The organism is Chitinophaga eiseniae, assembly GCF_012641265.1.
In the GTDB taxonomy this organism is placed as follows: domain Bacteria; phylum Bacteroidota; class Bacteroidia; order Chitinophagales; family Chitinophagaceae; genus Chitinophaga; species Chitinophaga eiseniae_A.
This window is the reverse complement of record NZ_JABAHZ010000013.1, coordinates 29,248-42,134: the sequence shown is the minus strand read 5'-3', so window position 1 is coordinate 42,134 and position 12,887 is coordinate 29,248. Positions and strand designations below refer to the sequence as shown.

At 44.3% G+C, this 12,887-nt stretch carries 12 protein-coding genes; 2 read left to right on the top strand and 10 right to left on the bottom strand.

Features of this window, described 5'->3' with window-relative positions; translation table 11 throughout:
* Positions 1-4: 4 nt before the first annotated feature.
* From HGH91_RS29725 to HGH91_RS29705, 5 genes are all read right to left on the bottom strand, one after another.
* The gene (locus tag HGH91_RS29725; RefSeq protein WP_168742881.1) at positions 5-520 is read right to left on the bottom strand and encodes an NADH-quinone oxidoreductase subunit C; all 516 of its coding nucleotides are present in this window, start codon (positions 518-520) and stop codon (positions 5-7) included.
* Between the two features lie 44 nt (positions 521-564).
* Positions 565-1,128: an NADH-quinone oxidoreductase subunit B gene (locus tag HGH91_RS29720; protein ID WP_168742880.1), complete on the bottom strand. Its 564-nt coding sequence runs from the start codon at positions 1,126-1,128 to the stop codon at positions 565-567.
* Between the two features lie 24 nt (positions 1,129-1,152).
* On the bottom strand, positions 1,153-1,644 hold the full coding sequence (locus tag HGH91_RS29715; RefSeq protein ID WP_317166863.1) for an NADH-quinone oxidoreductase subunit A: 492 nt from the start codon (positions 1,642-1,644) through the stop codon (positions 1,153-1,155).
* 67 nt (positions 1,645-1,711) lie between these two features.
* A complete protein-coding gene (locus HGH91_RS29710) occupies positions 1,712-3,475 on the bottom strand; it encodes a tetratricopeptide repeat protein (protein WP_168742879.1) in 1,764 nt (587 codons plus the stop codon).
* 36 nt (positions 3,476-3,511) lie between these two features.
* A complete protein-coding gene (locus HGH91_RS29705) occupies positions 3,512-4,405 on the bottom strand; it encodes a substrate-binding domain-containing protein (protein WP_211092471.1) in 894 nt (297 codons plus the stop codon).
* A 586-nt stretch (positions 4,406-4,991) separates the two neighbouring features.
* Between HGH91_RS29705 and HGH91_RS29700 the strand changes: the two genes are divergently transcribed.
* Positions 4,992-5,429: a low molecular weight protein-tyrosine-phosphatase gene (locus HGH91_RS29700; RefSeq protein WP_168742877.1), complete on the top strand. Its 438-nt coding sequence runs from the start codon at positions 4,992-4,994 to the stop codon at positions 5,427-5,429.
* A gap of 20 nt (positions 5,430-5,449) precedes the next feature.
* A complete protein-coding gene (gene hisS / locus HGH91_RS29695; protein ID WP_168742876.1) occupies positions 5,450-6,799 on the top strand; it encodes a histidine--tRNA ligase in 1,350 nt (449 codons plus the stop codon).
* Positions 6,800-6,875: 76 nt separating this feature from the next.
* On the opposite strand, the gene HGH91_RS29690 is transcribed toward hisS, so the two are convergent.
* The 5 genes from HGH91_RS29690 to HGH91_RS29670 all read right to left on the bottom strand — a co-directional run bounded on the left by HGH91_RS29690 (position 6,876) and on the right by HGH91_RS29670 (position 12,871).
* Entirely contained in the window at positions 6,876-8,879 is a 2,004-nt protein-coding gene (locus HGH91_RS29690; protein ID WP_168742875.1) for a protein-disulfide reductase DsbD family protein, read from the bottom strand.
* A gap of 104 nt (positions 8,880-8,983) precedes the next feature.
* Positions 8,984-9,439 (bottom strand): protein-disulfide reductase DsbD domain-containing protein, encoded by a 456-nt coding sequence (locus HGH91_RS29685; protein WP_168742874.1) that lies wholly within the window; start codon positions 9,437-9,439, stop codon positions 8,984-8,986.
* Between the two features lie 35 nt (positions 9,440-9,474).
* On the bottom strand, positions 9,475-10,167 hold the full coding sequence (purQ, locus tag HGH91_RS29680) for a phosphoribosylformylglycinamidine synthase I (protein ID WP_168742873.1): 693 nt from the start codon (positions 10,165-10,167) through the stop codon (positions 9,475-9,477).
* 190 nt (positions 10,168-10,357) lie between these two features.
* Positions 10,358-11,335 carry a hypothetical protein gene (locus tag HGH91_RS29675; protein WP_168742872.1) on the bottom strand — a complete coding sequence of 326 codons (978 nt, stop codon included), beginning with the start codon at positions 11,333-11,335 and terminating at the stop codon, positions 10,358-10,360.
* Positions 11,336-11,350: 15 nt separating this feature from the next.
* On the bottom strand, positions 11,351-12,871 hold the full coding sequence (locus HGH91_RS29670) for a hypothetical protein (RefSeq protein ID WP_168742871.1): 1,521 nt from the start codon (positions 12,869-12,871) through the stop codon (positions 11,351-11,353).
* Positions 12,872-12,887 lie beyond the last annotated feature (16 nt).

Here is a 12,887-nt window from a genome sequence, read left to right as displayed (position 1 = left end):
TGTATTAAATATTTCCTCCCCTTCCAAACATCTCATCATCCTTGTCAATACGCATAGCGTCTTCCAGCGGAAATTCCTTTCTCATGGGGAAATAGGTCATTTCGTCCACATTCAGTACACGGATCAGGTTAGGATGGCCAACAAAATTGATCCCGAAGAAATCGTAAGTTTCGCGTTCCATCCAGTTAGCCGATTCATATAAGCTGGTAGCGGTAAAAACGTCCGGTTTGGCCACAGGCGTAAATACTTTCAGACGGAGCCTGATATTGTCCTGCAGGTTGTGCAGGTGATATACTACTGCCAGTTCTTCGTTCTTTCTTTCCGGGTAATGCACAGCGGTGATATCCGTTAAAAAACGAAAACGCAATTCCTCATCATCAAACAGGAATTGCATTACTTTCAGGTTATAATCTTTCTGGGCGGTGAGGGTAAGCAGTCCGTACGGCTCTTCAAAGCCGCTAAGCACATCTCCAAATTTCTCCGTCAGGCGTTGCTGTATGCGTTCGTTTGTTAAAGACATTAACAATTTGAAATTTACGATTTACAATTAACCATTCCCTCTCCTTACTTGATACCGTAGGATTCCATCAGCTCCTTATACTTGTCGGAGTTACGACGGCGAAGACTTTCCTGCCCTACGAGTTCCTGTATTTTCATGAAGCCGTCGATAATTCCTTCTGGTCTTGGAGGACATCCTGGTACATATACATCTACCGGAATTACCTGGTCTATACCCTGTAATACGGAGTAAGTATCAAATATACCACCGCTGCAGGCGCAGGCGCCTACCGCCATTACCCAGCGTGGTTCCGCCATCTGCAGATATACCTGGCGTACAATAGGTCCCATTTTCTTGGAAATAGTACCCATTACCATCAGCAAATCGCACTGACGCGGCGTAAAAGCCATACGTTCTGCTCCAAAACGCGCCATATCATATGTTGCCGCCATGGTAGCCATAAACTCAATACCACAGCAGGATGTAGCGAAAGGTAAAGGCCAGATGGAGTTTTTACGCGCCAGGCCTATTGCCTTATCAAAAGAGGTGGCATAAAATCCTTCACCGGAATATCCATCAGGGATTTCCACCATCTTCACTTTATTATTATATTGAACCGGACGAGCCATTGGATTTAATTTAGAGGTTTAAGATTAGTCTTCCCACTTCAGGGCACCCTTCTTCGTGATATAAATAAAACCACACAAGAAGAAACCCACAAACATCAACACAGCCATGAAGCCTTCCCAACCCAGCTCCTTGAAATTCACAGCATAAGGGTAGAAAAAGATAACTTCCACATCAAATAACACGAAAAGAATAGCGGTGAGGAAGTATTTGATAGCTACCGGCTGGCGGGCATTTCCCTTTTGCTCGATTCCACTCTCAAAGTTAATAAGCTTATCGCTGGTTTTACGCTTGGGACCCAAAAAGTGAGTAGCTAACATCGTGATCCCTACGAAACCTAAAGCAGCAATTAATTGCAGTACTATAGGGAAATAGCTGAAAGGAGTAGTCGTTGCTGACAAAAATACAGTGTCTGTATACATAAGCTTCCCGATAAAAACATTGTCCGAATGCGCAAAAATACTGTAAGTTGACCAAATATCAAATCTATTAGTAGGTAAAATATTATCTTTTTTCACCAACCGGAAACTAAAAAACCTCCTGTAAGTACAGGAGGTTTTTTAGCTATTTGACATTTTTCAATGCTTATTTCTTGTTCTGGCCTGCCTTAGCAGCTGGTTTAGCTGCTGGCTTGTTAGCCGCTTTTTCGCGGGCAGCCATATTTTCTGTGATTTGCTTAACGGTGCCGTTATTTGGATCTAAAGCAATCAGTTTATCCGCATATACCTTCAAATTCGCTTTATCCTCCTTAAAGTAGTAATATAACAACTCATAAGTATAAGCGTTGATCAGCGTACTCTTGTTTTTAGCCGGATCTACTTCTGAAATTTCGATGTATTTGTCGTAGTAAGGCTTAGCTATACCTTCCTGCGCCTGTGGATCTTTAACGAAGTTAGTCATACCTCTCCAGTAGTAACCGGTGCCCAGCTCTGGTTTTGCCTCAATTACTTTCTGGAAAGCAGCATCTGCTTTTGTCAGCAGGGCGGTATCAGAAGGCTTAACGTTTACTGCGCCATAGTAGTAGTTGATACCCACGTTGAAATAATCAATGGCCTGTAATTGCTCTTTATTGGCCAGGCTTATTTCATTGGCTTTTCCATACCAATCAGCAGCAGCCGCATATTTCCTGGCACCTTTCAACTGTTCTGCAATCTGGATAAAGGTTTCAGGATCCTTGGCTGTGATAGAACCTGCATATTTTTCCAGGTAACCCAGCGCCTTTTCTGTATACTGGGTTTGAGTAGCAGTATCAGCAGATTTTAAACGCATGTAGATAGTACTCAACAGCTTATAGTCGTTCGAGTCCAGTTTGGATTCGCCTACTTTAGCTACATACTCATCCATTGTTTTCTTAGCGTTCAGGGAATCGCCTTTCTGCAGGTAAGCATCCCCGATCAGCAGGTTCAGCTTATTGGTATAGAGCTCATTAGCACCTGCCAGGGTAGCCTGACCTTTAGAGATGGCGTTATCATAGTCTTTCTTGAAGAAAGCGATGTAAGCGCCCAGGTACTGGTTCTTGGTTTTATCTGCCGGGTCAGCAACTGCCATATATTTTTCCAGGTATTTGGCAGCTTCGTCCCACGATAACTGGTCTTTCTTCGGAGTAATGTAGAAGTTAAACAGTTCGTAGTAAGCCGGGCCATAGTTGGCGTCCATGTTGGTAGCTTTGGTATAATCAGCTACCGCTTCAGATTTCAGCCTGGCGTTGTAGTTTACCAAACCTTCTTTCATTACAGCTTCTGCGTTGTTAGGATCCACTTCCAGCGCTTTTTCATAAGTAGTGATGGCTTTACCACCATTTTCACCACCCAGGAAGCGGTATGCATCTCCTAATTCGATATAATCAGCTGCGATCGGTGTGTATTGTTCTTTCTTTTTGCGGCCTTCATTGTTCAGGAGTTTCTCCATCACAGTAAGGGCATAAGGACGATCACCACCTTTAATTTCTGTGTTGGCATCGGCTATGGCGCGGGCTACATCCCCGTCGCGGCCCTGGGTAGCAGCACTGGCAGCTTCAAATTTCTGTTTTGCAGCAGCGGCATTACCATTGATCAGATCAATACGGCCCATACCTGCCTGTAATAAGGCTGAAGTAGGCACTGCCTGTAAACCTTTCTGGAAAGTAGCTGCAGCACCTGCAACATCTTCCAGTCCGAGCTGTGCTATACCGAGGTAATAATAAGCTTTGTCCTCCGTAGGCTTTGCTGCTATCACCTTCTCTAAATTCTGCTTGGCAGACAGGTATTTACCATAATACAGGTCTTTCACTCCGTCTTCCACAGATTGGGCCATCACACCGCTAGATGCAGCGCAAAGCAATGCTACGATTAAACTTTTCCGTTTGTTCATGCAATCTGGTTTTTTAGTTTTAGTTGTGTTTTTTTTCTACTTCAGGTTCGCTTCCCGGAAAACTACATTCAGTCTGGCGGGGAATAAACGGAACTGTTTGATGACCAGTTGCCCTTCATAACTGCCGAGAAAGGTTGCAAATCCACTGCCAAGGCCATGATAAGGCTCTTTCAGGCAGAAAAAGAAGCCGCGCTTTAATGGATAGGAACCAATACCAATATAAGCCTGGTATGGTTTAACAAAATCCGAACCATTGTCTGCCCTTAACCTCACTACACTCACCCGCTTCGTGAAGGCCATTGACAATGAATCGGCGGGATCAGAGATCCAGCTGACACCTATCACACCAATTGCGTCTTTGTTTTTAGACACGTAATCCACCACTTCAGGATTGGTTTTGGCAGCCATTGTGTTTGTTGGCAAAGGCTTTCCCTTGTTGATGGAGTCCATGATGTATCGCACGGTGCTTGAGTTGGCATTATCAAACACCAGTTGCCATTTTCTATCTTTAGCAGTACCGTCCATGATGCTACGCACCTGATCCATCGTAAATACAGAATCAGGATTGTCTTTATTCACCACCAGTGCCAGTGCATCCCAGGCAAGTAAAAGGCTGTTAGGCGTAATTTTTATTTGCTTGAAATATTCCAGCTCCTGTTTGTTGAAATCGCGGGTTACGATCACCAGGCGGGCACTATCATTTAAAAGATCTTTAAAGCAATCTGCTTCCGGTTTATAAGAAGCTACGATATGTGCTTTGGGATACAGCGATTCAAAAACTTTTATTTCTGAATCCATGAGTGGTTTATACGTTTCATCTACGCTGATGCGAATAGTACCTTCCGTGGCTGTATCAAGTTTTTTCGCATTTGGATTTGGGCCACAAGCCGCTAACACCAATATTAGTGCTGATAAATATACAGCATTCATTCTTTTAAAACTGAAAAACATATCTGCCCTCTTTAGTTCCTGTTAAAAAAAAGTTTCCTGATTCCATTGTAAATCCTAAAGAGGCCATAGATTAGCAATATCGCACCAGCTATGTTCATCGTTGTTTGTGAAATACGGAAATGAGCCAACCCCATTCGTTCTCCGAATATGGCAAACAAACCAAAGAGGATAAAAAATAGCCCCCTGATCAGCTCACCCATTGGCCGATACCTGTTTTCCAGTCGTCTGCTTGTCTGTTCTTCGTGTGTTTCCATGTTGCGAGTTACAATTATACAAAAAATAATTTTTTAATCCGGTAAAGAGAATTTTAGAAGAATGTTAAAAAACTGCAACAAAACTGCATCCAATCGCCTATCCGGCCGCAATTTGAGGCATTTTTTCAACATCACGCAAATTTTTGATTTAAAATTTCATCATTTCCCGCTAATTACAATTTGCGGAAGTTTTTGCTTTATTACGCCTGAAATCCTTCTTTTTGAGCCCGTTTCTACGATAAAGATGCAAATGGGTACACATTTCCATAATATCTTGTAGGTTTGCGGCCTGATTCATCTTTTGATACGATATGAAGATTTTGATGGTATGCCTGGGAAATATTTGTCGTTCTCCCCTGGCAGAAGGCGTAATGCGACATCTGGCTACCGAAAGGGGGCTCAACTGGGAAATTGATTCTGCCGGCACCGGCAGCTGGCATATAGGCCATTCCCCCGACCACCGGTCTGTAAAAGAAGCCAGGAAAAACGGCGTGGACATCTCCAGCCTCAGAGGCCGGCAGTTCCAAACAGCCGATTTCGATACCTTTGACCGCATCTATGTAATGGACCGGAACAACTATGCCGACGTGATAAGAAAAGCCCGCAACGAGGCCGATAAAGCTAAAGTGCAATTCCTGCTGCCAGGACAACAGGAAGTACCGGACCCTTATTACGACGACAAAATGTTTGCTCCTGTATATAAAATGATCTTTGAGGCCTGTGACGCCATCACAGCCCAGCAACAATAAACTTTTAACATTTTTTTGAGATGATAAAGCCAGGCATTCCTAAAGGCACCCGTGATTTTGGCCCCGTGGTAGTAAGAAAACGTAATTATATCTTCCAGACCATCCGCGAAACCTTCGAACTATTCGGCTTCCAACCACTGGAAACCCCCGCGATGGAAAACTTATCCACCCTTACCGGTAAATATGGGGAAGAAGGGGATAAACTGATGTTCAAAGTATTGAACAATGGAGAGATCTATACCGCCGCTCACGAAGCAAAAGATAATAAAGAACTGGTAGCCGCCATCACAGAAAAGGCCCTGCGCTACGATCTCACCATCCCATTTGCCCGCTACGTGGTGATGAATCAACATGAACTGGCATTGCCCTTTAAACGCTATCAAATGCAACCGGTATGGCGGGCCGACAAGCCCCAGAAGGGCCGCTACCGCGAATTTTACCAGTGCGACGCCGACGTAGTGGGAAGCAATTCCCTGCTGAATGAAGTAGAACTCCTGCTGATCTATGATACCGTGTTTACTAAACTGGGATTGAAAGGATATGAACTACGTATCAATAACCGCAAAATATTGGCAGGCCTCGCAGAAGTAATCGGCAAACCCGAACTGCTGACAGATATTACCATCTCCATCGATAAACTGGATAAGATAGGCGCAGCCGGTGTCCGGAAAGAACTGGAGGAACGCGGACTTGCACCCAACGATATCAACACGATTGAACGCTTCCTCGCCATTGACGGCAGCAGCACCGAAAAATTGTCGCAGCTGAAAGAACTGCTGCAATCCTCCGCTACAGCACTAAAAGGCATCGAAGAACTATCATTTGTGATCAACTCTGGCTATGGCGATTTTAATACTACACCGATCATAGACGTAACCCTGGCCCGGGGCCTCAACTACTACACCGGCTTAATCGTAGAAGTAAAAGCACCCGCCACGGTTAAAATGGGCAGCATCGGCGGCGGCGGCCGATACGATGATCTTACAGGCCTCTTTGGCCTCCCTGGCATCTCCGGCGTTGGTATCTCCTTTGGCGTAGATCGTATTTATGATGTACTGGAAGAACTGCAACTGTTTCCCCAAACAGCACAACAATCTACCAAAGTACTATTCCTGAACCTGGGAGAAGACAGCGCCCGTAAAGCATTTGGCTACATGATGCAACTGCGTAAAAATGGCGTAGCAGCAGAACTGTTCCATGAAAATGCCAAAATGGATAAACAAATGAAGTATGCAGATAAACGCGGTATTCCGTATGTGATCATCCTCGGTGAATCAGAACTACAGGAAAATACCCTCAGCATCAAAAACCTGGTGAACCGTCAACAGGAAAAAATTGAGGCAGCTGAGTTGCCGAATTATTCTTTCTGATATCCGTGTAAACTATAAACAGGAAGGGCTGCACAAATGTGCAGCCCTTCCTGTTTATAACTCATAGTAGTACAAACTACTTAGTACTTTTGAATGCCTCCAGGCCGCATTTCAGCCACTCTGCATACGCTTTCGGATCAGGTGTGTAACCCACCGGATGCGTCAGCAGCTTTTCATCGGGACTGATTAACACATAAAACGGCTGTGAGTTGTTGGAAAAGTTCTCTGTCTGCATTGTAGCAAACTTGTCGCCTACTGTTTTGATCTCTTTCTTGAAACCATTGCTGGTAGTGAATAAAAACTGTTGATCTTCCGGTAAAAGCTTTCTGTCATCTACATAAAGCGATACCAGGATATAATCCTTTTCTATCAACACTTTTACTTCATCCTTTGGCCAAACATTTTCTTCCATCTTACGGCAGTTAACACACGCCCAGCCGGTAAAATCCAGCAGGAGTGGCTTGTGCTGCTCCTTAGCCAGTTGCAGCGCCTTCTCATAATCATTCATTACATTGGGCTCTACTCCTTTTGCAGCATCTTTCCCATAAACGCTATAGCTCAATGGTGGCGGGAAACCACTGATGAGTGAACGATTAGCATAAGTGGTATTGGTGACTCCCGGTATCAGGTAAATAGTGAAGACCAGGAAGATCAGCGCCAGTGTAATTCTACCCTTGCTAAGTTTTTTAATAGGTGAATCGTGCGGGAAACGGATTTTGCCAAAGAGATATAACACGATACAAAAACCAATGATAATCCAGATAGCAAAGAATACTTCCCGTTTCAAAATACCCCAGTGTTTCACCAGGTCAGCATTTGACAGGAATTTGATCGCCATAGCCAGTTCCAGGAACCCTAAAACCACTTTCACTGAAGTAAGCCATCCACCAGACTTTGGTAGTGAATTCAGCCATCCGGGGAACAAAGCAAATAAAGCAAAAGGCAGGGCCAACGCGAAGCCAAAGCCGCCCATGCCGACAGACAGCTGAATAGCCCCTCCGTCGGTAGATAAAGAACCCGCTAACAAAGAACCTAAAATTGGACCCGTACAGGAGAAAGACACCAATGCCAGGGTTAAGGCCATGAAGAAAATACCTACCAGGCCTCCTACACTACTTTTCGCGTCTACCTTATTCGCCAAACCGCTGGGCAAGGTGATTTCAAAGTATCCAAAAAATGAAATCGCAAATACAATGAAAATGACGAAAAACGTAAGATTCAGCCAAATGTTGGTAGAAATATTATTCAATATTTCCGGGTTCAATGAATCGAGGAAATGGAATGGAAGACTTAAAAGTATGTATATCAGGAATATAAAGAACCCGTATGTAATAGCGTTCATAACTCCTTTCTTCCTGTCTTTAGACTGTTTGGTAAAGAAAGACACAGTCAATGGAATCATCGGGAATACGCACGGCGTGAATAACGCAATGAAACCACCCAGCATACCGAGGATAAATAGCCCCCACAGACTTTTCTTGGCATTGCCTTCCTGGCCTGTACCACCACAGTCTTTTACTGGTTTTTTCAGATCAATAGCAGTACGCTTTAGCGTCTGTGCATTACCTGCAGATTCCTGCAAACCGGCTGCCACACTGGTCAGGTTGCCAGAAGCATCTTTACTGAATTTAAAGGTTTCTTCTTCCGGTCCAACGGCATCCTCTCCTTTTAATGCCATATAATTGACACTACCTTTAAATGAAGCGGGAACAGCTCCGGTAAATTTTACGGTTGTTTCGAGATCCACAGTATTCTCGAAATACCTGATTTCCAGGTTATCAAAGAGTGGTTCTTTGCGGGTTTCTAATTTACCCGCTTCCTTGATACCAGTAATACTGGCTATGGAAGTAGCTGCACTATCCAGCGCTACCCTTGTATTGGGATCATCATTTCCCATGGTGGTGGAAAACATCAACCAGCCTTTGTCTACCGTACCTTTCAGGTGCAGTACATATTCCTGGTCGCTTTTCTTTTCTGCGGAAAACTGCCATTTAACAGGTTTCGGGCTGTTGTCCTGGCCATTTGCATGCAAGGCAAAGAGGGCGAAGACAGGTATTAAAAATGCAAGCAGTTGCTTCATAAAGTCAATAGGCTTTAAATAATATAGATCTGAGAAAACAAGAAACGAGTTCCCTGGAAGAGGAACTCGTTTTACGAGTATTTTTATCAGTTACCGGATACAATTTACTTTCCTCCTACATTCACCGCAAATTCCAGTTCTTTTGGAGGCAGACACTGGTGGTCATCGCACACCATGAATTCTACAGCGCCTTTCACTTTAGTAGCTGCTTTACCTTTTACGGTTACTTTCTGCACGAAGTCTACGGTGTTTTCGTAGTATTTCAGTTCAGAGTTGAAGTTTTTGTCGAATGCCTTATGCAGTTTACCTGCTTCGGTTACTTTACCTTCCAGTGTCGCCAGTGGATTTTTAGTAAACTTGAAAGAGGTAGGTACCGGGCCTTCTCCTGCTTCCTGCGCGTACAGGTGCCAGCCAGCTTCGATAGTGGCGATGGCGTGTACTTCGTAGGTGTTGGCATTTACTTTCTTGGCAGAGAAGCTCCATTTTACCGGATTTTCGATTTGTGCACTTGCCAGGATGGGCAAGGCGAACAATGCCAGTGCTGTGAGTAATTTTTTCATGCTTTTCTTTTTAATTGGTTGGTTGATTTAATCTATTAGTTGTTATTGATCAGACTCTGTAAAATCAGCTGCCCGTCTGTATTACCCAGGGCGAGGCTGGTGGCCCTTTCCGGGTGAGGCATCATACCAAAGACATTTCTTTCTTTGTTACAGATACCCGCGATATTACGGATGGCGCCGTTTGGATTAGCAGTTTCAATAATGTTGCCAAACTCATCGCAGTAACGGAACAGTACCTGGTTGTTCTTAAACAGTTCTTCTACGGTAGCATCATCTGCATAGTAGCGGCCTTCTCCATGGGCTACAGGGATCATCAGGGCCCTGCCGGTTACATCCTTAGTGAGTGCGGTAGTGGTATTTTCGCTTTTCAGGAAAACGTTCTTGCAAACAAACTGTTGGTGGTCATTCAGCAATAATGCACCTGGCAACAGGCCTGCTTCGCACAATACCTGGAAACCATTACAAACACCTATTACACGGCCGCCTTTGTTGGCAAACTCAATCACACTCTGCATCATTGGGCTAAATCTCGCGATAGCGCCGCAACGCAGGTAGTCGCCATAAGAAAAACCACCCGGCAATACGATGCAGTCATTGGTAGTGAATGCGCTCAGGTCTCTGTCCTTATGCCACAGTTCTATTACTTCCTGTCCCAGGTCGTTACGCAGGGAATCAATCATATCATGATCACAATTAGAACCGGGAAAGGTGACAACGCCAAATTTCATCTGAAAATGTTTTGTGTTTATGTGTAAATAATGTTTTTAAAAACTGTTTTTATCCCCGTTTTTATCCTCATTTTTCACGAATGACAAATCTAATGGGAAAGGACAAAATTACTTCGCCGTTCGCAATTTTCCATTGCCGTTTGTCCTGATTTAACAAATTACTGGTAATCAGCCTTTTAAAATGGAGAAACTAGCTGAAATACTGCATAACGATGACGTACGCCAGTGTAATAAAGTGGATAATGTTGGCAAAAGTATCGTTTGTGACAGACCAAAAGACGTTGCCAGCAAACATAGAAACCGGCAAAACGGCCAATACCCAGTACCCGGCAGAAAAATGTACGTTAAAAAACGGTATCAGCATGGCTACCAGCACATATATGATCAATGCGGCCCATATCTTACGGCCCTGGATCAACATTTTCTTGAGCGGACGCTGTAATAACAGCCAGCCTATCACAAAAAACAGCAAACAGGCTACCATGGCTCCCCATACCTTATAATCCTTAATCATGGGCAGCGACAACCCAATATTTGGTATTTTCCAGAGTAAAGTCATCTGCCCAGTCAGGAAGAGATAAGTACCCATCAAATAAATCGGACATATGAGCCCCAGCAGTGCAATAATCCACTCCGCCAGACGGAAAGCCCGCATAATGAGCATGCTCGCCAACAACAGCACACAGAAAATTACAGACGGAAAATAAAACAATCCACATACCCCCAACGCAAACCCAATGTTAAATACCACATCCCGGGCGGAAGTCCGTGTATACAGTTCCGTTATACTGGAAAACACCCACAGCATAATCAGGTTGACCAGCAATGCCGGAGAAAATACATTCCAGCTCTGAAGCATAGAGGTAAAAAGCAGGAAACACATGGCCGGCAGGTAAGTAGGCCGGGCAAACAACCGGTGATGGTTGATAATGCGGGTAAACAGCAACGACTGCAGGAACAACAACAGTATCGCCAGGGAAGTGAAGATCAACGGACTATTGCCTATACCGGCTTGCATCCATTTCACCAGCAGGTGGTACAATAATCCTTCTGATCCATCTGCCACAAAGGAAGATGGATGAATCAGATAGTAAAACTTAACGACCAGTGTATATATCAGCAGGAGCAATACCGTCAACGGATTGCCTGAACGGAAAAATCTTATCACAGTGCAAAGGTGTGATTAAAAGTCAATTTTAGCAAAGCAAATATAATTCCTGTAAATACATGGTACTACTACCGTGCGACCACTGATCTGTTTACCATACCTGGGCATCCAGGTAAAACCTTTATCCAGGTTACGCAGGGTAGGCATGCGGTTTACTTTCCCACCAGGCGCCAGGCTTACATCCGTAAGCATATAGCTCCTTCTGTCCAGCTCATTATACAGGAAACGCAGTTCACTGCCTACATTTACCATCAGGTAAGACAGGTACAGGTCGGCGTTATCGTCGAATTGGCTCTTGTGTACAAAGTTGTTCCACTGCATATTGCCCTCGTCATCGAAAGACAGCACCGCCACATTATCGTAGTGGTAGCGTAATCCCTGGGAATTGTTCCAGTAGTATGGGTTATAATACATGGAAGAGTAAGGCGAATAGTAGTAGGGAGCATACATACCGCCGTATGGGCTTCCGTACATATAGTTCCAGCGGTTCCAGGGCTGATAGCGGGAAGACGTGGAGAAGGATTCGGCGGCCAACAGGAATCCGCCATTGGCAGTATTAATGATTTTCCGGATGAAATAATCATTGAATGCCGCGTTGGTACTGGATTCGCCGCGGGCATTCGCCTTCAGCTCATCTGCAAAGGCAGTTGATTTCTCATACACGGTTTTATGATTGCCATAATCATATTTATAGAGATAGATGCCCTCTACATTCCCCCGCTTCTGTTTATAGTAAAAAGCCGTTACCAACGCGGTTTGTTTGCTGTTGTCCAGCTTCATTTTTACCTCATCGAGCAACTGGGATTTGAACTCCATAGGAGTTACTTCAAAGCTATCGACCAATGGGCGTTTGATGATCATGTTGCCATTTAACACATAATCCCGGTTGGAAGTACGCTCCAGCTTATTGAAGATAAAATCGCCGCTATTAGTCAGGTTAAAATTGCTCAGGAACTGTCTTTTCTGCATGGGCAGCGACAAGCGGCTGTTATTGACCAGGTTCATGGCGCTGTCGTATAGGAAAGTATAAAACACATTGTTGTTTTCGTTGTCCTGGTTGATCTTATACACCATAATGCGGTTCTTATCTTCCGATACATCCACAGAATATACCTTGTTTTCTTTGGAGTATATACCAATGCGGGTAGAATCGATCAGGATAGGCGCATCTGTAAAGGTGGCATCAGGCGACATGGTAGCACAGAGGCTGAAAACAGCATCTTTACGCTGAAACTGGTATATCATCAGCACTTTATCGGAGTAAGCCACAAAGTCCATACTGATCACCTTCCGTGGCAGAAAATCCAGCTTCACCCGGTTTTTCAGCTGCATCGTATTATCATACACCGATACCACGTAATCGCCACGGTCTGTTTTATACACGAGGATATTGCCTGCTACCCTGCCAATGATTTCGAATTCCGTGCTTTTGTAATCATCCTTTTCAGGTTCTGAATAGGTGATCTTCTGTGCCATTGCTGCTGAGCCGGCAAAAAGCAGCAGCAATACTAACTGTATGCGGTATAGCGTATGCATGCGGTAATATAGATTT

Excerpts from the sequence above, each read along its gene's own strand:
- HGH91_RS29685 (WP_168742874.1), bottom strand. The coding sequence starts at position 9,439 with ATGAAAAAATTACTCACAGCACTGGCATTGTTCGCCTTGCCCATCCTG.
- HGH91_RS29700 (WP_168742877.1), top strand. The coding sequence starts at position 4,992 with ATGAAGATTTTGATGGTATGCCTGGGAAATATTTGTCGTTCTCCCCTG.
- HGH91_RS29725 (WP_168742881.1), bottom strand. The coding sequence starts at position 520 with ATGTCTTTAACAAACGAACGCATACAGCAACGCCTGACGGAGAAATTT.
- hisS (WP_168742876.1), top strand. The coding sequence starts at position 5,450 with ATGATAAAGCCAGGCATTCCTAAAGGCACCCGTGATTTTGGCCCCGTG.
- HGH91_RS29710 (WP_168742879.1), bottom strand. The coding sequence starts at position 3,475 with ATGAACAAACGGAAAAGTTTAATCGTAGCATTGCTTTGCGCTGCATCT.
- HGH91_RS29705 (WP_211092471.1), bottom strand. The coding sequence starts at position 4,405 with ATGAATGCTGTATATTTATCAGCACTAATATTGGTGTTAGCGGCTTGT.
- HGH91_RS29670 (WP_168742871.1), bottom strand. The coding sequence starts at position 12,871 with ATGCATACGCTATACCGCATACAGTTAGTATTGCTGCTGCTTTTTGCC.
- HGH91_RS29690 (WP_168742875.1), bottom strand. The coding sequence starts at position 8,879 with ATGAAGCAACTGCTTGCATTTTTAATACCTGTCTTCGCCCTCTTTGCC.
- purQ (WP_168742873.1), bottom strand. The coding sequence starts at position 10,167 with ATGAAATTTGGCGTTGTCACCTTTCCCGGTTCTAATTGTGATCATGAT.
- HGH91_RS29720 (WP_168742880.1), bottom strand. The coding sequence starts at position 1,128 with ATGGCTCGTCCGGTTCAATATAATAATAAAGTGAAGATGGTGGAAATC.